We start from the raw sequence: 20,654 nt of genomic DNA, 5'->3' as shown, positions 1-20,654 counted from the left end.
TACAGCACCTCGCTACGGCGGGGTGCTTTTTTATGACCACTATAAGGTCGCCTTTCTAATTTGTTGGATGTTATTTAGTTAAGGCACAATATTTATTCCCCCAAGTATCAGGGAGTGGATAAATTATTCGGCACCGCAGCAACGCTGTACCGTGCGGCCCTTTATCTTTAACGTTTTAAGCGTTCGAACATGGAAGTTTGGAAAAGGCTGGCGCAATTCAAGATCATTCGCAAACTGGTTTATGCCATCGTGGGCATTTTCAGTTATCCCGGCCTTGTTTGGGTAAATAAATTAAACATCTCCGGCACCGAGCACATCGAAAACCTGCCGCGCCGCAACGTACTTTTTGTTTCTAACCACCAAACCTATTTTGCAGATGTCATTACGTTCCTGCAAATATTTTGTGCGGTAAAATGGCGTAAACGCAACCGCCTAGGTGTGCCCTATTACCTGCTAAACCCGTTTACCAATGTATATTATGTAGCTGCCGAGGAAACCATGAAGAGCTCGTGGATCAGCAAGCTGTTTACGCTTGCCGGCGCCCTAACGGTAAAGCGCACATGGAGAAAAGACGGCTCTGAAGTGCGCCGCGGCCTCGACCCATCCGACACCCGCAAAATTGAACGGGCTTTGAGCAACAACTGGGTCATTACTTTTCCGCAAGGCACCACCAAACCCTATGCCCCCGGCCGCAAAGGCACGGCCTATATCATCAAGCATTGCAAGCCCACCGTGGTGCCAATCGTCATCCAGGGTTTTTGGCGTGCTTTTGATAAAAAAGGATTGAAGTTTAAGAAAAAGGGCACCCAACTTTCGGTAACATTTAAAGCGCCACTTAACATTAATTACGACGATACTGCAGAAGCGATCCTGGCGCAGGTGATGGATGCCATTGAACAAAGCAAAAGCCATATGATGCAGGGCGCCCACCATTGGAAAAAAGAAGACGCAGCCGAGGGAATGTCGAACAGATGAACAAGGAACAGACGAATGTCGAAGTTGAGGGAGAATATCGAACAAGAAACAAGGTACAAGGAATTTTGAATGATGAAAGACGTAGGCGGTGATTCGTTTAATGGAGAATTGATTATGGTGTTCGGTGGGGAAGAAGTAACGGCGGGGAAAGGCAGTTGCGTTATTATTAAAAAAAATGGATCAACAACCAACATAAAATTGGGCATAGCCCAAGCCTGTTGGTAGTCAACAATCAGTCAATTGCGCCGTGTTGGGCGAAGCCCAACCCTAAAAACAGCATTACATTTTTGCAACATCCGTTTCAATCCACAGGATTGATCTTCGATCAACAGCAGGAAATTTATTTGCGTTTCCCCGGTGCAACCAACAGATTTGGGCTACGCCCAATCATCAATACTTGCACTGACTCTATTTTTGCATATTGCCAGCAACCAATAATCCAATAATTAAATAATCAATAATCATTCAACTACTGGCTGTTGGTTTCGGCAGTTCAAAATTTCGCGTAATTCTTGTTCGATATGCTCACACGCCTTCCACCACCAACATCTTCGTAGTTGCCGCTTGCTGGCGAATAATCTTTGCTTCGGTATATTCCGGCGATGCCCACCATTCCTTTGCACGCTCCACAGAAGGAAATTCTAAAACCACCATCCGTTGCGGATTCCAGTCGCCTTCGAGGCTTTCGGTGGCGGCACCCCGCACCACAAAGCGCCCATCATATGCGGCCACCGCAGCCGGCGTTAGCTTTTTGTACGCTTCATACAACTCTAGGTTGTGGATGGTAATTTCTACAATAACAAATGCTGGCATAAATGGCGGGTGGGTTTTAAAATAAGAATCTGGTTCTTTTCGATTTGACCATTGATAAGCGGTGTAAATCGTTTTTACAATTGCTCTTTAAAAAACAGCGCTTTCAATTCCACCGCATCATCGGGTTTCATTTTGCCGCCCAAAATCAGGCGCAGCTGGCGGCGGCGCAATGCACCGTCAAACAGGTGTTGGTCTTCGGGAGTAACCGGCTCCAACGTAGGCACCAGGCGCGGCTTGCGGTTGGGGTCGAGGGCTACAAAAGTGTAGTAAGCCTCGTTGCTTTTATAGCGGTATTGCTGCGTATAATCTTCGCCCCAAACTTTCAGGTGCACTTCCATTGAAGTGGTAAAAGCACGGGTAACATTGGCTTCAATATGCACCGTGTTGCCCAGTTTAATAGGGTTTTCGAATGAAATATTATCTACCGATGCGGTTACCACCGGCGCATTGCAATGCTTCATGGCAGCAATGGCTGCGGCAATATCCATCCAATACATCAGGCGGCCGCCCATCAGGTTGCCAAATACATTGGTATCGTTGGGTAAAACAATTTCGGTCATCACCGTATAACTATCCGCAGGCTTTTTAGAGATCATGTTTCTGGAATTGCTCATTTGGCGCAAAGGTATTCGTCCGGTAGCTTATTTTGTTTTTGGCTCCACATTTTAAAAAAATGCGGCTGCTGCGTCAACATTTATTTATCTGGGCAACTATTGCGTCAAAATCGATCATAAAGTAGGCCTTTAGTCATAAAGCGGTGGCCCATTTTGCCCTACTTTTGCGCCATTAACGTTTTGAAATGATCACTTCGCTGCCCGTTTTATCCTTTGACAACACCGAGATTGCGTTTGCCCACAAGCAGGACAAAGACCTGAAGGATGCGCAGTTTCTGTTTTCTGTGATGAACTATCCCTGGCTGGTAAAGCTGGGTACCCAGGTGGCGCCGTGGGCCATTAACGCCGGTTTGCCGGTAAAAGGCCTTATCCGCAAAACTTTGTTCAAGCAGTTTGTGGGTGGCGAAACATTGGAAGAAACCATCCCGGCGGTGCAGCATATGGGCCAGTACAATGTGCAGGTGATTCTTGATTATGGCGTGGAAGGAAAAGAAGGCGAAGCCAGCTACGATCATGCCCGTGACGAATTTATTCGCGTGATTCAATTTGCGGCATCGCAACCCAACATCCCCTTCATGAGTGTGAAGGTTACCGGCATGGGGCGGTTTGGATTGTTGGAAAAACTGGACGATGCCATGCATGCTTCCGGCGCCGAATCGCTGGTGAAGCGTTACCATGCCGGCTTGCAGGCACTAACCGCCAGCGAACAGCAGGAGTGGAGCCGCGTTGCCGACCGTTTCTGGTCCATTTGCGAAGCAGCCAAAACCGCCGGGGTCGGCTTTTTGGTAGATGCTGAAGAAACCTGGATCCAGGATCCTGTTGATGCGCTAACGATGCTGATGATGGCGGAATACAATAAGGAAGCGTTGGTGGTGTATAATACGGTACAGCTGTATCGCCACGACCGCCTGCATTTTCTACAACAATGCATTGACGCCGCCACCGAACGTAATTTTTTGCTGGCCGTAAAGCTTGTGCGGGGCGCTTACATGGAAAAGGAGCGGGCCCGCGCTGCCGAAAAAGGCTATCCTTCACCCATTCAGCCTGATAAAGCCGCCTCTGACCGCGACTATGATGCGGCGGTGCGCCTGTGCATGGAGCACCTTGATCAAACCGGCGTCATCGTGGCATCACACAACGAAGGCAGCAACTTGCTGGCCGTGCGGCTGTTGGAAGAAAAAGGCTTGCCACTCAATCACCCGCATGTTCATTTCAGCCAGCTGTATGGAATGAGCGATAATATTACATACAACCTGGCCAAGGCCGGTTGCAGCGTCAGCAAATACTTGCCGTTTGGCCCCATTAAAGACGTGGTGCCTTACCTGATGCGGCGTGCCCAGGAAAATACTTCTGTTAAAGGCCAAACCGGCCGCGAGCTGGCGTTGATTCAAAAAGAACTGCGCCGGCGCGGAAAAGCCTGATCATATTTCAGTAGGTAAAAAAGGCTTTGCTGTTTGAAGCAGCGGGGCCTTTTTGTAGATATCAAGAGGCGGTGGATAAAATATTAGGGCAGCAACGGTATTAAAAATCAATATGTTAGGGCTGAGTTTTGCAAAATATTTTATTTGTTAAAAAAATGTTTGCAAAGTTTCAAGCACGGCCTTTATCTTCAACCCCTGAAAAAGAAAAAGCCCCCTGTAGAAACAGCGGGCGACTAACGATTGCTTGCCATATGAAAGAGTTCGAATAATCTTTTTTACTTGCTGCCTTTACAGCTTTTTCGACCAGGGCGGCTAACGATTCTTGCCATATTTACTCATGATTGCTTTTCTTTCCGCCTTTCCCTTTTGTCTAAAACAAAATTAAATCCCTTATTTCTTAGTTTAAGATCAATAAATGGGTTTAATTTTTATGCCTAAGGGAAAGGCGTTTTGTTAAAGTGGGCCACCACAAAGGGGTTCAGCGCCTTAAAGCCATTATTTCCAAGCTATTTTTCCCGGTGCTGATTTGACTAAATTTTTTTCATTTTTTTGAAAATCCGGTAAAAATTGGCGGATTTCATTGCATGAGCTGCCTGAAACTGGGGAGAAATGTGGCGATTGTAACGATTTTATTCCTCGTTTTGACCCATTTTACAATGTGAATGCGCCGTATCGACCGGTCAATATTTTCCCAACGCCAAAATCTATGGTTTAGTGGAACGCGATAGCGCCCAAGCTAAGTTGCCTTCATTTTTTCCCCAACGCAATGCTTATAACCCCCGCGCCTTAACTTGCAGGCATGCAACAATACCACGATCTGCTGCGGCATATTCTGGCAAACGGCGTTCATAAAAGCGACCGGACCGGTACCGGCACGCAGAGTGTTTTTGGCTACCAGATGCGGTTCGATCTGCAAAAGGGCTTTCCGCTGGTAACCACCAAAAAGGTGCACCTGAAAAGCATCATTTACGAGTTGCTTTGGTTCCTGAAAGGCGCTACCAATATTGCTTATTTGAAAGAACACAAGGTGAGCATTTGGGACGAGTGGGCTGACGAAGCAGGCGAGTTGGGACCTGTATACGGCAAGCAATGGCGTAGCTGGGCCGGCGCGGATGGTAAAGTGGTGGACCAGATTACCGAACTTATACATCAGCTAAAGACCAACCCCGACAGCCGCCGGCTGATCGTATCGGCATGGAACGTGGCCGAGTTGCCGCAGATGGCGTTGATGCCCTGCCATGCACTGTTCCAGTTTTACACTGCGGTAAACAGCGCCGGAAAACGCACTCTTTCGTGCCAGTTATATCAGCGGTCGGCCGATGTGTTTTTGGGCGTGCCTTTTAATATTGCATCATACGCTTTGCTGACGATGATGATTGCACAAGTGTGCGACATGGAGCCCGGCGAGTTTATACACACCTTTGGCGATGTGCATATTTATAGTAACCACATGGAGCAGGTAGCATTGCAGCTTTCGCGGGAACCTTTTCCGCTGCCCACCATGCAATTAAATAAAGAGGTAACAGACATTTTTTCGTTTCAATACGAGGATTTTACCCTCACCAATTACCAAAGCCACCCGGCCATTAAAGCGCCGGTAGCAGTTTAAGTAAAAAGTCAAAAGGCAAAAGTCAAAAACGGGAACCATACAAACATGTACACCGTTTTTTACTTTTGAATTTTGCTTTTTGACTTCCCATCTTGTTTGCTTTTAATAATCACCGATTCATGTCCTTTCAACCCATCATAAGTTTTGTAGTGGCGGCCGATGAAGGCGGCGTGATTGGTAAGGCCAATCAATTGCCCTGGCACCTGCCCAACGACCTTAAATATTTTAAGAACCTGACGTGGGCCATGCCCATTTTGATGGGGCGCAAAACATTCGAATCGATTGGCAAACCGCTGCCCGGTCGGCAAAGCATTGTAATTACCCGCAATGGTGATTGGCAATATCCTGGTGTGCTGGTGGTGCACTCGGTGGACGGGGCGGTGGAAGCTGCAAAAACAGCTGGAGTGAAAGAGATATTTGTAATTGGCGGCGCGGAAATTTTTGCATCAGCAATGCCGCAGGCACAGCGTCTTTACCTTACCCGGGTACACCATCATTTCGACGGCGATGTGTTTTTGCCGCCGATCAACGAAAATGAGTGGAACATGGTGCGGGAGCAGCATTGCAGCGCTGACGAAAAGAACGCTTATGCGCATACCTTCCAAGTGTGGGAACGCATCGAGAGATGATGGATGGAAGATGTTGGATGGTGGTAGCGCTTGCTGTTCTGAACTTTTGTTTTATCGAATTTTACTGGAAAATTTTACGCTTAACATAGACCCAATTCCTTGTACTCGCATTTTGAACTAGCCCGCAAATACATCCATTATTACTGCACCGCCATGAATGGCAAAGGGCATGGCATGCATTCGCCTTTTGTTTTTCAATTTATATTAAACGTACTGCATAACGGGCAGGGATATGCGCCGCCGCCGTTTTTAGAACAGCAGCGCAAAAAGCTGCAGCGCGACAAGCGCATGCTGCACATTGAAGATTTTGGCGCCGGATCAAGAACAGCGGCCACCAAACACCGCACTGTGGCCCAACTGGCAGCCACAGCCGTAAAGCCGCGTAAATACAGCCAGATGCTGCATCGGCTGGTGCGGTATTACCAGCCCAACACTATTGTGGAACTGGGCACGTCGCTTGGATTGACCGCTGCATACCTGGCTACTGCCAATACAAAGGGAACAGTTTATACCATTGAAGGCAGTGGTGCAGTACAACAAGTGGCTAATGAAGGTTGGCAGGATGCGGGCATTGCAAACATTCAGTCGTCGGTAGGAAATTTTAATCAGGAGTTGCCCAAACTGTTGTCAACTTTAAAGTCGGTAGATCTTGCCTACTTTGACGGCAATCACCGGTACGCACCAACGATGGAATATTTCCACCTGATTTTGCCCCACGCAACAACCGATTCCATATTTGTTTTTGATGACATACATTGGAGTGCCGAAATGGAACGGGCTTGGGCTGAAATACAGCAACATCCGTGGGTACGCTGCACCGTTGACCTGTTCTTTATGGGCTTTGTGTTTTTCAAAACGAGCTTCCACGAAAAACAGCATTTTACCGTTCGTTTTTAAAAACCCACCATGCAAATTTACTTTACCTTTCGACCTATAATTTTCAGCCTATGATCATTGGCGTGTTGCAAGAGCCTGCAGAAGAAACAAGGGTATCGCTGCTGCCCGAGGCCGTTGCCGCTTTGGTAAAAAAAGGCCACCAGATATTAATAGAGCCCGGCGCAGGAGCCCGGTCGTTTGCCGCCGATGCTGATTATGAAAAAGCCGGTGCAAAAATGGCAACCGCAAACGAAATAGCTGCTTCGGCCGATGTGTTGCTTTCCATCAATGCGCCATCGGTTTTGCCTAAACCCGGTGCCGTGCTCATCGGCGTTTTTCAGCCTCTTTTTTTCCCGGAAAAAATAGCGCAGTGGGCCCAGCAGGGTGCCACGGTGTTTAGCCTCGATATGCTGCCCCGCACTACCAGGGCACAGAGTATGGACGTGTTATCGTCGCAAGCCAACCTGGCCGGTTACAAAGCGGTGCTGCTGGCTGCACAATTGTACCCGCGGTATTTTCCCATGTTCATGACAGCTGCCGGCTCCATTGCGCCGGCCAAGGTGCTAATACTGGGTGCCGGTGTGGCGGGCCTGCAGGCCATTGCCACGGCACGCCGCTTGGGTGCAGTGGTGGAAGTGTTTGATACCCGCCCCGCGGTAAAAGAAGAAGTGCAAAGCCTGGGCGCCAAGTTTATTGAAGTAGACGGCGCCGCCGATGCATCGAAAGCGGGTGGCTATGCCGTGGAGCAAACAGATGATTACAAGCAGCGCCAACAGCAACGCATATCCGATTCTATTGCCAAGGCCGACGTGGTGATTACAACAGCACAAATACCCGGAAAGCGGGCACCCTTGCTCGTTACCGATGATATGCTGCAACGGATGCGTGCAGGTTCTGTGATCATTGACCTCGCAGCATCTTCGGGTGGCAATACAGCCGCTACCAAAAACGGCGAAACGGTTTCGTATAATGGTGTGGCTATTGTGGGCAACAGCAACCTGCCAGGAACCGCGCCATCCGATGCATCGAAGCTGTATGGTAAAAATATCCAGAACTTTTTGGCCCTTGTTACGTCAAAAGAAGGTGCGCTCAACCTTGCATGGGACGATGACCTGGTGAACGGATCGTGCATTACTCATGATGGCGCCATTGTGCACGAACGCGTTCAATCGCTTATTCAAACAACTGCATAACCACATTTAGATATGAACAGTACAATCAACTGGCTGGCGGCAAACCAGCAGGTCATCTACATAGTGATCCTGATGATTTTTGTAGGCATTGAAGTGATCGGCCGGGTGCCCAGTGTGCTGCACACACCGCTGATGAGTGGCGCCAACGCCATTCATGGCGTGGTGATCGTGGGTGCCATTATTGTAATGGGGCAGGCCCCAAAAGACAACATCGCTGCATTGATTCTTGGCTTCCTGGCTGTGGTGCTCGGCACCATCAACGTGGTGGGTGGCTTTGTGGTGACTGATAGAATGCTGGAAATGTTTAAAAAGAAAGGACCGAAAAAGTAGGAGAGCCAATTACAAGTCATCAGGTCAAAATTTTCCGTTCAGAATCATTAAGACTTTTCCATGGACAGTGTTTTAATCATCATATACATCCTCAGTTCCGTATCCTTTATCATCGGCTTAAAAATGCTGTCGCACCCCGAAACGGCGCGGAAAGGCAACCTTGTTTCTGCCGCCGGTATGGGCCTGGCCATCATCGGTACCATGTTCATGTATCAAAATGAAGACGGCATTTTACTGCAAAACCGTGGATGGATCCTTGCGGGGCTTGCAGTGGGTGGTGTTATTGGCTGGATGTCGGCAAAAAAAGTGCAGATGACAGCCATGCCCGAAATGGTTTCCCTGTTCAATGGCATGGGTGGCGCTTGTGCGGCCCTTATTTCCATTGCCGAATTCAACCATTTTGCGTCCACCGATTTTACATTTCAAATACACGAGGCTTATCAAAATGCCGATTCCATCGACGAAGCATTTTTGGTGCTGCCGGTGCAGATCGGAATCATGGTAACGGTGCTGCTTGGGCTCATCATCGGCTCGGTTTCGTTTGCAGGTTCTGTCGTTGCGTGGGGCAAACTTAATGGCCGCATCAAGGACAAAATGTTTAAAGGGCAGCATATTGTAAACCTTTCGCTCCTGGGCATGATCCTGTTCCTCGGTGCCTTGTTGTTGTACAATATTTATTCGCAGTTTGTGGTATCGCAAAGCGATATCGGCATGCTGGGGCCGCTCACTATTTTTAATAAAATCCACATCAAGCTGCCCGTTTCGGTGTTCGTGCAGTTTTATATCATCCTGCTGCTTTCCTTAGCCTACGGTGTTTTGTTCGTGCTGCCCATTGGCGGCGCCGATATGCCGGTGGTTATTTCGCTGCTCAACTCCTTTACCGGTGTGGCGGCGGCCTGCGGCGGCTTTTTGTACCAAAACAACGCCATGCTTACCGGCGGTATCCTGGTGGGTGCAGCGGGCACCTTGCTCACCATCCTGATGTGTAAAGCCATGAACCGGTCGCTGAAAAATGTATTGATTGGTGCCTTTGGCGGTAGCACGGCAGTGGCGGCTGGCGGCGGCACCAAGGAGCAGGGCGCATTTAAAGAAATTTCACTGTCAGATGCAGGTGTTGTGCTGGGCTATGCCAACAAAGTGATGATCGTGCCCGGTTATGGCCTGGCTGTGGCGCAGGCGCAGCATGCCTGCCACGAGCTGGAAAAATTGCTGGAAGAACGTGGTGTGGAAGTAAAATATGCCATTCACCCGGTGGCGGGCCGCATGCCGGGGCATATGAACGTACTGCTCGCCGAATCCGACGTGCCGTACGATAAGCTTCAGGAAATGGAACAGGCCAACGAAGAATTTCCTACCACCGATGTGGTGCTTATTCTCGGCGCGAACGACGTGGTAAACCCCGCAGCTAAATCCGATCCGGCTTCGCCTATTTACGGCATGCCGATACTGGATGTGGAGTTGGCCAAAAATGTAATCGTCAATAAACGCAGTATGAAGCCCGGTTACGCCGGTATTGAAAACGACCTGTTTTTCCGGCCCAAAACTTCCATGCTGTTTGGTGACGCCAAAAAAGTATTGCAGGATCTGATCGCTGAGATCAAAAGTATTTAAGCGGGAAGAAAAATTCTTTATGCAAAAGTCAAAAGAGCTGCGCCGTTCGGCAAGGTCTTTTGACTTTTTTTATACGCAAGGCGCTCAATCAGGGTTAAACCTTCAACCTTTCATTGCCGCTCTTTTTTTCCTTTGTGCCCTTCGTTGCTTCGTGTCTTCGTGGTTCACAAAATCCCTCATCACGACATCGCATTTCTCCCTTGCCGCCCGGCTGTACCTTTATCCAAAATTTTATTGTGGCCATAGTTCCGCCTGCATTGCTCCAATCCCTTCAACACCTGCCCGGCTTCGATGCGCAGGCATTCATCGATGTGCATGCACAGGAAGAAAAGATCACCTCCATCCGGGTCAACCCGCTTAAGTTTACCAACGACGATCTAACAAGCATAGGCGGCGGCATTGCCAACACCAGTGAGGCAGTGCCCTGGTCACGGTGGGGCCATTACCTGCCCGAGCGGCCTTCGTTTACGTTTGATCCACTTTTTCACGCCGGTTGCTATTATGTGCAAGAGGCCAGCAGCATGTTCCTGGAACAGGCCATTACCCAACTGGCGATCCTGGACCAGCCGCTAAAAGTGCTGGACCTGTGCGCCGCACCTGGTGGCAAAAGCACCCACCTTCAATCCCTGATTTCGAAAGAAAGCCTGTTGGTGAGCAATGAAGTGATCCGGCAGCGGGCGGGTATTTTACGGCAAAATATGACCAAATGGGGTGGCGCCAACGTGGTGGTTACGGCCAACGATCCGCAACATTTTGCCCGCCTCGAAGGCTTTTTTGATGTGCTGGTAGTGGATGCGCCCTGCAGCGGCAGCGGCTTGTTTCGCCGCGACCCGGAAGCCATCAACGAATGGAGCCCCGATGCCGTGCAGCTCTGCTGCGGCCGCCAGCGCCGCATTCTTTCCGATGCGTTGCCTTGCCTGGCAGCGGGCGGCCTGCTTGTTTATTCTACCTGTTCCTATTCGGCCGAAGAAGATGAGGCCATCGCCGACTGGCTGGTGGAGGAGTGGGGTTTGGAAAACCTGTCGCTGGAGGTTGCGCAAAGTTGGGGCATCGTTACTTCGCAGTCGCCCAATACGGGCTCGGTCGGTTACCGCTTTTTCCCAGATCAAGTAAAAGGCGAAGGCTTTTATCTGGCCTGTTTCCGGAAAGGCAGCGGCGGTGCTAGCCGGTACAAAACTACAAAACCCGAGGCGGCGTCATCCGCCGAAAAAGCGGCTGTGGCACCCTGGATAGCCGCAGGAGATTTTTCGATTTTAAAAGAAGGTTTTTTATACGCGTTGCCTGCCCCGCTGTTGGAAGCATTCAGCATCATCAAAGCTAACCTGTATGTGCAGCAAGCGGGCGTCAGGCTGGGCGAGGTAATGAAGGGTAAATTAGTGCCCGACCATGCGCTGGCCCTTAGCGAAATCATCACGCCGCACTTAACAGCCACGGACCTTGACCTTTCGGAGGCCATCAAATACCTGCAGCGCCTCGACCTTTCCGTGCAGCCAGAACAGCGGGGCTGGCAACTGGCCCGGTTCGGCGGGCACAATTTGGGCTGGATGAATGCGTTAGGGAACCGGATCAATAACTATTACCCCAAAGAGTTTCGTATTTTGAAACAGGCTTGATGCTTGATTTTATTGAAAGTAAAATAATGTGTAGAATGATAACGCAACTATTACAGCCGGGGTTAAACTTAGCCTTAAATTGTTAACGGCGCCTTTGCTTTGTGCTGCATTTGCTAAATTGCACACCCGGTTGCTGGAACATTAAAAATGAACATTATCCGCATGAAAAAATTGTTGCTCTTGTTGGCATTTGGATTGGTGGCCCTGACGGGCTTTGCACAGAACGAGGTGTTGGTGCACAGCAACGATAAAGGACTGTATGTGCCGCATACCGTTGCCGCCAAAGAAAACTTTTATTCCATAGGTCGCCTGTATGCCATTTCGCCAAAAGACATTGCCTCTTTTAACGGCGTGGATATGGCCAATGGCCTGAGCGTGGGCCAAACCATCAACATACCGCTGAACAATACCAATTTCTCGCAGACTGCCCAGAGCGGCACGCCTGTATATTACGTGGTGGGCGAAAAGGAAGGGCTGTACCGTGTTAGTGTAAAAAACAACAAGGTGTCGATGGCGAGTTTGCGGCAATGGAACAAGCTGTCTTCCGACAATATTTCCACAGGGCAAAAGCTGATTGTAGGTTATATACAATCCACTGGTGTACCTGCCACCAGCACCAATGCAGTTGCGGCCACACCAGCGCCGCGGCCACAGGAGCAGCCTGTTTCGGCAAACAACAATGCTGCTGCAAACAATAATAATTCCGTTGCAGCCAACAATACGGTACCGCCACCAACCCAGACACAAAATACCCAAACGCAAACCGCAGCGCCTTCAGTAACTGCTGCGCCTAAGCCAGCTGCACCCAGGCAATTGAGCACCAGCGGTTCGGGGTATTTTAAAAACCAATTTGAACAGCAAAGCCGTAGCAGCAATGCGGGTAAAGAAGTGACTGCAAACGGCAGCATTTTCAAAACCACCAGCGGCTGGCAGGATGGTAAATTTTACGCACTGATGGACGGTGTAGAGCCGGGCACCATCATCCGCGTGGTAAATCCCACCAACAGCAAAGTGGTGTTTGCAAAGGTGCTGGGTGAGATGAGCGGCATTCGCCAAAACTCAGGCCTCGATGTGCGCATTTCCAACGCTGCAGCAACGGCACTGGAAATTGGCGAGCAGGATAAGTTTGTGGTGAAAGTGAATTACTAAAATCGTTAAGGGAACGGCTTTTGGCTGGTAAAGTCAGAAGGCCAAAATAAAAAGCGGAGCACTTGAAAAGGTGCTCCGCTTTTTATTTTTTTTAAAAGACATGTTGCTTATGCTGCAAAGCGATAACCGCGCAGAAAATCGCCCACCTGCATGCGTTTTTTTCCTTCGAGCTGCAGCTCTTTAATGGCGAGATAGCCATCGGTGCAGGCCAGTTGCAAAAAAGTTTTCTGATCGGTGTGCCATTGCCCCGGTTGGTGGCTGGGTGTTGTTTTTACTTTATCCGCAGCATAAACCTTTAGCGTTTTGCCATCCAGCTGGGTAAATGCGCCGGGGTAGGGCGACAGGCCCCGAACAAGGTTATACACCGCAGTTACCGGTTGTTGCGGGTCAATGCGACAGGTATCGGTAAAAATCTTTGGTGCATGTTTTAGGATTTCGCCTTCGGCAAAAGTTTGCGGCGTTTCTTGCAGTGTGCCACCGGCAAGCGCCTGCACTGTTTTTACCAATAATCCTGCGCCTACCACTTTCATTTTGTCGTGCAATGTGCCGGCGGTGTCACTATCGGTGATGGGTATGCGCTCCTGTAGTAAAATGTTCCCGGTGTCAATTTCGTGCTGCAGTTTAAACGTAGTTACGCCGGTCTCCGCCTCACCATTGATGATGGCCCAGTTAATAGGTGCAGCCCCGCGGTAATGGGGCAGGAGCGAACCGTGCACATTGATGGTGCCCATCGGTGGCATGTTCCAAACGATTTCGGGCAACATGCGGAATGCCACGACAATCTGCAGGTCGGCCTTCAGCGCTGCAAGTGCTTCCAAAAACTCAGGATTCTTCAGTTTTTCCGGTTGCAGCACGTTCAATCCTTTATCCACCGCGTATTTTTTTACTGCACTTTGCTGCAGTTGCATGCCCCGCCCGGCGGGCTTGTCGGGGGCAGTAACCACACCCACAATATTGCAGCCTGCTGCCACCAGCGCATCAAGCGATGCCACGGCAAATTCGGGTGTGCCCATAAACACGATGCGCAATTGCTGGAAGGATTTGCCCGATGCATCTGCGCTGGTACTTTGCGTTACTGCTGTATCTTTCTGAGATGGTTCCAATGAGAATTATTTTATAAGCCTGTCTAATTGTCCTTTTAAAATGAGCCGAACATTGGCGGAGCACTACTGATAAATCAGGTATTTTTTCCTGATCTCTTTGAACATGGTCAATCCGGGCTCCCAGCTTTTCCTGATCTCCGCTTCCGATTTGCCCGCTTTAATTTGCTGCATCAGCGTATAATTGCCCGACAGGTTGTTGAAAAAAGCATCCACGTCGTTGCCGCTTTTGGGCAGGATAAAAAACTTGCTTTTATCGGGGAACAACCGGTAGGCTTCCAACAGGTATTTTATCTGCAGTTTGCCATCCACTTGTTTCAACACTTCATCGGGTGTGCCGTGCAGGTTCCAACCATAACATTGTTTGTTGTACGGTTTCGATTCCGGCGCATAGCTGCGGTACTCGGGCACAAACGCATACATCGTTTTAGGCAGCGATGGGTGTCCAAAAATTTGAAAGGGCTTCGGCGTGCCGCGGCCTTCGCTCAACACGGTGCCTTCAAAAAAGCAGGTGCTGGGGTACCAGTAAATGCTTTGTATTTCGGGCAGGTTGGGCGATGGTGCCACGGGCAGATCGTATTTGCTGTTGTGGGTGTAACCTTCGCAGGGAACAACGGTGAGGCCAAAATATTTGGCACCGGGTGGGTACATGGCCGCCAGTACATTTTGCGTGTACTGCTCCATTGCTTCCTTGCTCAGCCAACCTTCACCCAGGAGCATTTTGGCGTATTCGCCAATGGTCATACCATATACAACAGGCACCGGTTGCATGCCCACAAACGATTTGTATTTGGGTTCCAGCACCGGGCCATCCACATAAAAGCCATTGGGGTTGGGCCGGTCCAGCACCATCAAGGGAAGGTTGTAGGCAATGGCCGCTTCCATATAATCCTGCAGCGAGGAAATGTATGTGTAAAAACGAACGCCTACATCTTGTATGTCGAACAACAACACATCCACACCCGCTACATCCTCTTTCGAAGGCTTGCGTTTTTTGCCATACAACGAAACCACCGGGATGCCGGTTTGTTTATCGATGTTGCTGTTGACGGAAGCACCCGCTTCTGCAGTGCCGCGGAAGCCATGTTCGGGTCCAAAAATTACTTTGATCTTTACGCCTGATTCTTTCAACACATCAACGAGGTGGCGGTTGCCAATCATCGAAGTTTGGTTGGCAAAAACGGCTACAGTCTTGCCTTTGAGCTGGGGCAGGTACGCATCCAGCCGCTCGGCCGCGGGTTTGATGCCTTTATTTTGAATTGTGTTCGTGGCTTTAGGTTTCGCGGCAGCGTTGCCGTTGTTGCCCGGTTGTTGCTGGGCCGTACAGCTGCACAGCAGGAACAATGAAAAGGTAAGGCTTGCCGCTTTAAGGCAGGAAATTTGCGCCATGAATAAGGGTATTTGATCGGCTGCTAAAATAGGGAGAAAACAGCAGGCCCCCGGTTTGCGGCGTTTGGTAGCGGCGATTTAACAGCGTTTTGAACGACATTTCAGGGAAGTGCGTACCTTGGCGCCCTGTTATCTTTCCACCGGCCTGCTTTTGCCCCACCTGGTAGCTGCAGTTCTGTTTTTGCCCGGGGCAAAAGGAAACGATGCATACTTTTTTGTTGACCTTTAAAATTATTTGAAACCATGCAACAAGTTCAGAACGGTGATAAGGTAAAAGTACACTACCACGGAAAGCTGCGCAGCGGCGAAACTTTTGATTCCTCTGAAGGCCGCGACCCGCTTGAGTTTACCGTTGGCGGTGGACAGGTTATTCCCGGCTTTGACCAGGGTGTGATGGGCATGCAGGTGGGCGACAAGCGCACCGTGGAAATTGATGTGGCCAATGCCTACGGCGATAAAAGCCAGGAAATGATCATTGAATTTCCAAAATCGCAGTTCCCGCCCGAAATGAACCCTGAAGTAGGCCAGCAACTGATGATGAACAACGGCCAGGGCCAACAATTCCCGGTTACCGTTGCCGAAATAAAAGAAGAATCGGTAGTGCTGGATGCCAACCACCCGCTGGCTGGCCAAGACCTCATTTTCGATATCGAGCTGGTTGAGATCGTGCCTACGTCGCGCATCATTATGCCTTAAGATTGAATAGCAAAAGCAATCATGCTTTTACCATAATAAAAATGCCATCCAGCTGGATGGCATTTTTATTATCTATTGTTTGTTGCTTCAATCAATATTGATCACTGCCGATCTGCGGTTGTTGGTTACAGTGGTTGCAGCGGTGCCTTTTGTTTTTAAATACCAGCCCAGCCACAAGCCAACCAGGCCCCAGCTAACAACTGCATCAGCCAAATGGCCCCACACATCGAAGCTGTGGTACCAGATATAGTTGGTGTAGGGCACATTGAGAAAAATAATGAACCCGGTGGCGAGGCAGGCAGTGAGGATTGCTGCAAAACTGCGCTGGCGCAACCGCGTTATTACCCAGCAAAGCAGGAGCATGGTAATAAAGTTGGTGACCAGTCCGCGGGTCATGTTCATCGTCATATTTTCCTGCAGCGATGCGTGGTACTCCACCCGAGCCCAGGGCTTGCCTGCAGCGGCTTCCATGGCTTTGTTCCATTCGTCCATACTGGCTGTAGGCGGCGGCATTGGTAAAATATAGCCGCCTTCTTTCAGTTGCAGGCCATTGAGGAATCCCATGATCTGGTCTTGCTGCGGCGTGTACTGTTGCGCCGGTTCGTGCAGGCCCGAAACATTCCAGGAAATAAATTGCCACAGGAACATAATGATGCCCCCGACAAGGGCGGCAATGATTGTTTTTTTCATATCACAAGGTGGTTGTTGGTTAGGATTAAGGTAGTTCAGGTTTTGCTGCCAAACAATAGTCGCCAAACTCAATCAACCGGTTGCTACAATGCAAGCATTCGATGGCGGTAAAATGAGGAATGCATTAAGGTGCATTCGGTACCAAGCGATAGGAAAAATTTCTTAAATACGCATAGCGATTTGCGTTATTAAGTAAGATTGGTAATGTATATTGCCGGCATAAACACCTTTTTTATACTTCTCTGATTTTTATCATACGAAACCAAAACTCGCTGTAATTCCATGATGCATTTAGATCGGATCGATTTTTTGCGGGGCATTGCTATCATGATGGTTTTTGCCTACCACCTGAGTGTAGAAATCTTTGGCGTACCGTACGAGATCAAATATGTAGGCGGCTTTTTCCTCAACCCTTCCGATTTCAGCACCGATCAACTGGTCAAAAATTTTCTGCCCAGTGCATTCGGATGGGCAGGGGTGGAGTTGTTTTTAGTGATCAGCGGGTTTCTGATTCATTTAAATTATTTGCAAAAAGGCAAGTTCGTGCCTGCGCTGTTTTTCAATAAGCGCTTTTGGCGCATCTGGCCGCCTTACATGATTGCGTTAGTGTTTTTTGCCCTAACGGTTCCGGCAAACAATATCCGTGAATTTCTGTCGCATGCATTTTTGGTGCACAACCTGAACGAAAGCGATTTCTTTTCCATCAATCCTTCGTTCTGGTCGCTGGCGCTGGAAATGCAGTTGTATGCAATCTATCCGCTTTTCCTGTTGTTTAGAAAAAAGTTCGGCGTTAAAAAAACAGTGCTCGGTATTTTCTTATTGCAAATGGCGCTGACCACTACTGGTGCACTGTTGCAAATTACCAGTGCCCGCTACCAGTCGTTTGTACTCAATTACTGGATTGTATGGGTAATGGGTGCCTACCTGGCTGAATGTTTTTTCCACGGCAAGCGGTTGGTTCCACTAACGTTCAACCAGCTTTTGTTGGTGTTGGCGTGTGTTATCGGATTGCGGTTTACAGCGGTATATCTGCATTTCAGTTTCTTGTTTTTCAGCATATTTTTTGTGCTGCTGCTCGATTGGATTTTGCACACCGAACATAAAAAGTTGCTGAGCGGAAAAGCCTACAAGTTTGTTATCTCCATCGGCTTATTTAGCTACAGCATTTACCTTTTTCACCAGCCGCATCTGGGGTGGATCATCGAACGCTTAACCTTTGGTGCGCATCCGGCGTACACTGCTGTAGCGGCGGTGTTGGCATTCTTGTTTTTCTATTGCCTTTCCTACGCTACGTATAAAATCATTGAGCTTCCTTCCATCAAATTTGGAACACAATTTTATAAAAAGGTGTTTCAGAAAAAGGTGGCAACGCCTGCTGGTGTTAGTTTAAAGGAATCCGTGTAGGGATTGCGAAGGAGGTAAATTTTTGCAAAATGAATCAGCAAAAAGCTTTAAGCTTGTTGCCTCATGCATCACTAAGTTGGGCAAAGCCAAAAAGGAGAAAGTGAAATTGCTTGCTGTACATTTGGTCTATGTTTTCCAACTGCCAATTTACCGCGGCCGAACGCCTGATGCGCTATGTGCAGATCGATACACAGAGCGACCCGCAATCTGACGCGCAGCCTACCACCGAAAAACAAAAAGACCTGGCACGTTTGCTCGCTGACGAACTTTTGGAACTAGGTTTGGCAGATGCGCATATGGACGAATGGGGTTATGTGTACGCAACGCTGCCGGCCAATACCGATAAAAAAGTGCCGGTGATTTGTTTTTGTTCGCATGTAGATACGGCACCCGATGCCAGCGGCACTGGCATACAACCCTTGCTCCACAAGCAATACAACGGTGGCCCCATTCAACTCCCCGATGATGCGGCCATTGTACTCAACCCCGATGATCTGCCTTATTTGAAAGAATGCATCGGTCACGACATTATTACCGCGAGTGGTACCACGCTGCTGGGTGGCGATGATAAAGCCGGCGTGGCCGAGATTATGGATGCCATCGCGTTTTTGGTGGCGCATCCACAGGTACAACACGGCACCATTAAAGTGCTGTTTACACCCGACGAGGAAGTGGGCCGCGGCACTGCAAAAGTGGACCTGCAAAAGTTGGGCGCCGAGTTTGGCTACACACTCGACGGCGGCGACCGCGGATCGTTGGAAGATGAAACGTTTAGCGCTGATGGGGTAACGGTTACGGTCAACGGCATTATTACCCACCCCGGCGATGCCAAAAATAAAATGGTGAATGCGCTGAAAATTGGTGGCGCCATCATGGCCGCTTTGCCTGCTGATAGCCTGTCGCCGGAAACAACCGAAGGCCGCGAAGGTTTTATTCACCCGGTGCGTATTTCGGGCGGTGCGGAACAATGCACCCTCGAATTTATTATCCGCGATTTTGTAACCGCGGGCCTGAAAGAAAAAGAAGATTTGTTGGAAAGCGTTGTGCGGCAAGTATTGCAGCAACATCCAAAAGCATCATACACATTTACTGTAACGGAACAATACCGCAACATGAAGGAAGTGCTGGACCAGCACCCTCAGGTAGTAGCGTTTGCGCGGCAAGCCATCGAACGGGCTGGTTTGCCTGTAAAAACGGAAAGCATCCGCGGCGGCACCGATGGCAGCAGGCTTTCGTTTATGGGGTTGCCTTGTCCCAACCTTTTTACCGGCATGCAGGCCATTCATTCCAAACGCGAATTCATTTCGGTGCAGGATATGAACAAAGCCGTCGAAACCATTGTACACTTGGTGCAGGTGTGGGAAGAAGCAGGGGAGTAATTTGAAAATTTGATGATTTGAAGATTTGAAAATTGAACAGTCAAATAGATTTAAACAAATACAAAGGGTAGAAATTTGTTTCGTTTAATGCATGGTTATGTTTTGCAACAGCAGCAGTGCAAAGCCGAATTACCAAAATGCTAACCGCTAATTGGTTATTTTTAAGCGAAACAAATTGTAACTGCTATGTTTATACTCGACTACTGGTGGCTGATTTTACTATTGATCATTGTCTTCACCGGTTTATTCACCATCAACCAGGGATACATTGGTGTTATCACCATGTTTGGCAAGTACCAGCGCATTGTGCGTCCGGGCCTCAACATCAAAATTCCAATCCTCGAGCAGGTTTATAAAAGAGTTTCCATTCAAAACCGTTCGGTGGAGTTGGAGTTCCAGGCCATCACTGCCGACCAAGCCAACGTTTATTTTAAATCAATGTTGTTGTACGCGGTGCAAAACGCCGACGAAAACACCATTAAAAAAGTAGCGTTCAAATTCATTTCCGAAAAAGATATGATGTCGGCCCTCATCCGTACGGTTGAAGGCACCATCCGTACTTATGTAGCATCAAAGCGGCAGGCAGAAATCCTGGGTTTGCGCAAAGAAATTGTGGAGTATGTAAAAGAACAGGTTGACCTTTCGCTGGAAGACTGGGGTTATCACCTGCTCGATTTGCAGATCACTGATATTTCGTTTGATAAAGTAATCCTGGATTCGATGAGCAAAGTGGTGGCATCGAACAACCTGAAAGCCGCTGCCGAAAACGAAGGCCAGGCACTGTTGATCACCAAAACAAAAGCCGCCGAAGCCGATGGTAACTCCATTAAAATTGCCGCCGAAGCAGAACGCGAAGCAGCACGGCTCCGTGGCCAGGGTGTGGCCCTCTTCCGCCAGGAAGTGGCGCATGGCATGACCGAAGCCGCCGAGCAAATGAAACAAGCTAATTTGGATACCAACGTGATCTTATTCAGCATGTGGACCGAAGCGGTGAAAAACTTTGCCGAATACGGCAAAGGCAACGTCATCTTCCTCGATGGATCGGCCGACGGTATGGAAAAAACCATGAAGCAGATACAGGCGCTGATGGTAAAGCAGGCCGGCACCACCATGACGAATTAATAGCAATATATCGCAAACAATAAAAGGGGCTTCGGCCCCTT

The 20,654-nt window shown here is 49.1% G+C and carries 19 protein-coding genes; 14 read left to right on the top strand and 5 right to left on the bottom strand.

The window, feature by feature from the left end; translation table 11 throughout:
• The first annotated feature begins 189 nt into the window (after nucleotides 1-189).
• Complete coding sequence (locus tag DRJ53_RS17075; protein ID WP_114236877.1) at nucleotides 190-975, top strand: lysophospholipid acyltransferase family protein; 786 nt, start codon at nucleotides 190-192, stop codon at nucleotides 973-975.
• Nucleotides 976-1,500: 525 nt separating this feature from the next.
• Here DRJ53_RS17075 and DRJ53_RS17070 read toward each other — a convergent pair.
• Both DRJ53_RS17070 and DRJ53_RS17065 read right to left on the bottom strand, forming a co-directional pair.
• The gene (locus DRJ53_RS17070; RefSeq protein ID WP_114236876.1) at nucleotides 1,501-1,788 is read right to left on the bottom strand and encodes a DUF1330 domain-containing protein; all 288 of its coding nucleotides are present in this window, start codon (nucleotides 1,786-1,788) and stop codon (nucleotides 1,501-1,503) included.
• 74 nt (nucleotides 1,789-1,862) lie between these two features.
• Nucleotides 1,863-2,402 carry an acyl-CoA thioesterase gene (locus DRJ53_RS17065; RefSeq protein WP_241558594.1) on the bottom strand — a complete coding sequence of 180 codons (540 nt, stop codon included), beginning with the start codon at nucleotides 2,400-2,402 and terminating at the stop codon, nucleotides 1,863-1,865.
• 185 nt (nucleotides 2,403-2,587) lie between these two features.
• Here DRJ53_RS17065 and DRJ53_RS17060 point away from each other — a divergent pair, with 185 nt between their 5' ends.
• The 9 genes from DRJ53_RS17060 to DRJ53_RS17020 all read left to right on the top strand — a co-directional run bounded on the left by DRJ53_RS17060 (nucleotide 2,588) and on the right by DRJ53_RS17020 (nucleotide 12,833).
• On the top strand, nucleotides 2,588-3,823 hold the full coding sequence (locus tag DRJ53_RS17060) for a proline dehydrogenase family protein (protein ID WP_114236875.1): 1,236 nt from the start codon (nucleotides 2,588-2,590) through the stop codon (nucleotides 3,821-3,823).
• Between the two features lie 799 nt (nucleotides 3,824-4,622).
• Nucleotides 4,623-5,432, top strand: a complete 810-nt coding sequence (locus DRJ53_RS17055; RefSeq protein ID WP_114236874.1) for a thymidylate synthase — start codon at nucleotides 4,623-4,625, stop codon at nucleotides 5,430-5,432.
• A 119-nt stretch (nucleotides 5,433-5,551) separates the two neighbouring features.
• Nucleotides 5,552-6,061 (top strand): dihydrofolate reductase, encoded by a 510-nt coding sequence (locus tag DRJ53_RS17050; protein ID WP_114236873.1) that lies wholly within the window; start codon nucleotides 5,552-5,554, stop codon nucleotides 6,059-6,061.
• A gap of 99 nt (nucleotides 6,062-6,160) precedes the next feature.
• Complete coding sequence (locus DRJ53_RS17045; RefSeq protein ID WP_206609814.1) at nucleotides 6,161-6,958, top strand: O-methyltransferase; 798 nt, start codon at nucleotides 6,161-6,163, stop codon at nucleotides 6,956-6,958.
• A gap of 50 nt (nucleotides 6,959-7,008) precedes the next feature.
• Nucleotides 7,009-8,130: an NAD(P) transhydrogenase subunit alpha gene (locus tag DRJ53_RS17040; protein WP_114236872.1), complete on the top strand. Its 1,122-nt coding sequence runs from the start codon at nucleotides 7,009-7,011 to the stop codon at nucleotides 8,128-8,130.
• Between the two features lie 12 nt (nucleotides 8,131-8,142).
• Nucleotides 8,143-8,460: an NAD(P) transhydrogenase subunit alpha part 2 gene (locus tag DRJ53_RS17035; RefSeq protein ID WP_114236871.1), complete on the top strand. Its 318-nt coding sequence runs from the start codon at nucleotides 8,143-8,145 to the stop codon at nucleotides 8,458-8,460.
• A 60-nt stretch (nucleotides 8,461-8,520) separates the two neighbouring features.
• Nucleotides 8,521-10,071: an NAD(P)(+) transhydrogenase (Re/Si-specific) subunit beta gene (locus tag DRJ53_RS17030; protein ID WP_114236870.1), complete on the top strand. Its 1,551-nt coding sequence runs from the start codon at nucleotides 8,521-8,523 to the stop codon at nucleotides 10,069-10,071.
• A 236-nt stretch (nucleotides 10,072-10,307) separates the two neighbouring features.
• Nucleotides 10,308-11,684, top strand: a complete 1,377-nt coding sequence (locus DRJ53_RS17025) for a methyltransferase RsmF C-terminal domain-like protein (protein ID WP_241558592.1) — start codon at nucleotides 10,308-10,310, stop codon at nucleotides 11,682-11,684.
• A gap of 162 nt (nucleotides 11,685-11,846) precedes the next feature.
• Nucleotides 11,847-12,833 carry a LysM peptidoglycan-binding domain-containing protein gene (locus DRJ53_RS17020; RefSeq protein WP_162303908.1) on the top strand — a complete coding sequence of 329 codons (987 nt, stop codon included), beginning with the start codon at nucleotides 11,847-11,849 and terminating at the stop codon, nucleotides 12,831-12,833.
• Nucleotides 12,834-12,940: 107 nt separating this feature from the next.
• Here the strand turns inward: DRJ53_RS17020 and fmt are convergent, their stop codons facing one another.
• Nucleotides 12,941-13,936, bottom strand: a complete 996-nt coding sequence (gene fmt, locus DRJ53_RS17015) for a methionyl-tRNA formyltransferase (RefSeq protein ID WP_241558591.1) — start codon at nucleotides 13,934-13,936, stop codon at nucleotides 12,941-12,943.
• Between the two features lie 63 nt (nucleotides 13,937-13,999).
• Nucleotides 14,000-15,322, bottom strand: coding sequence for an exo-beta-N-acetylmuramidase NamZ family protein (locus tag DRJ53_RS17010; protein WP_114236868.1), 1,323 nt, complete (start codon nucleotides 15,320-15,322; stop codon nucleotides 14,000-14,002).
• A gap of 243 nt (nucleotides 15,323-15,565) precedes the next feature.
• On the opposite strand from DRJ53_RS17010, the gene DRJ53_RS17005 reads away from it, so the two are divergent.
• Nucleotides 15,566-16,018, top strand: a complete 453-nt coding sequence (locus DRJ53_RS17005; RefSeq protein WP_114236867.1) for an FKBP-type peptidyl-prolyl cis-trans isomerase — start codon at nucleotides 15,566-15,568, stop codon at nucleotides 16,016-16,018.
• An 87-nt stretch (nucleotides 16,019-16,105) separates the two neighbouring features.
• Here the strand turns inward: DRJ53_RS17005 and DRJ53_RS17000 are convergent, their stop codons facing one another.
• Entirely contained in the window at nucleotides 16,106-16,708 is a 603-nt protein-coding gene (locus tag DRJ53_RS17000; RefSeq protein WP_114236866.1) for a hypothetical protein, read from the bottom strand.
• A gap of 282 nt (nucleotides 16,709-16,990) precedes the next feature.
• On the opposite strand from DRJ53_RS17000, the gene DRJ53_RS16995 reads away from it, so the two are divergent.
• The 3 genes from DRJ53_RS16995 (at nucleotide 16,991) to DRJ53_RS16985 (ending at nucleotide 20,613) form a co-directional block, all read left to right on the top strand.
• On the top strand, nucleotides 16,991-18,112 hold the full coding sequence (locus tag DRJ53_RS16995; protein WP_114236865.1) for an acyltransferase family protein: 1,122 nt from the start codon (nucleotides 16,991-16,993) through the stop codon (nucleotides 18,110-18,112).
• Nucleotides 18,113-18,240: 128 nt separating this feature from the next.
• The gene (gene pepT, locus DRJ53_RS16990; RefSeq protein WP_114236864.1) at nucleotides 18,241-19,491 is read left to right on the top strand and encodes a peptidase T; all 1,251 of its coding nucleotides are present in this window, start codon (nucleotides 18,241-18,243) and stop codon (nucleotides 19,489-19,491) included.
• Nucleotides 19,492-19,677: 186 nt separating this feature from the next.
• Nucleotides 19,678-20,613, top strand: coding sequence for an SPFH domain-containing protein (locus tag DRJ53_RS16985; protein ID WP_114236863.1), 936 nt, complete (start codon nucleotides 19,678-19,680; stop codon nucleotides 20,611-20,613).
• Nucleotides 20,614-20,654 lie beyond the last annotated feature (41 nt).

The sequence above is a fragment of the Paracnuella aquatica genome, assembly GCF_003332885.2.
GTDB lineage: Bacteria > Bacteroidota > Bacteroidia > Chitinophagales > Chitinophagaceae > Flavisolibacter > Flavisolibacter aquaticus.
Note: the sequence above shows the minus strand (reverse complement) of the source record. Positions and strands in the feature narration are given on the sequence as shown.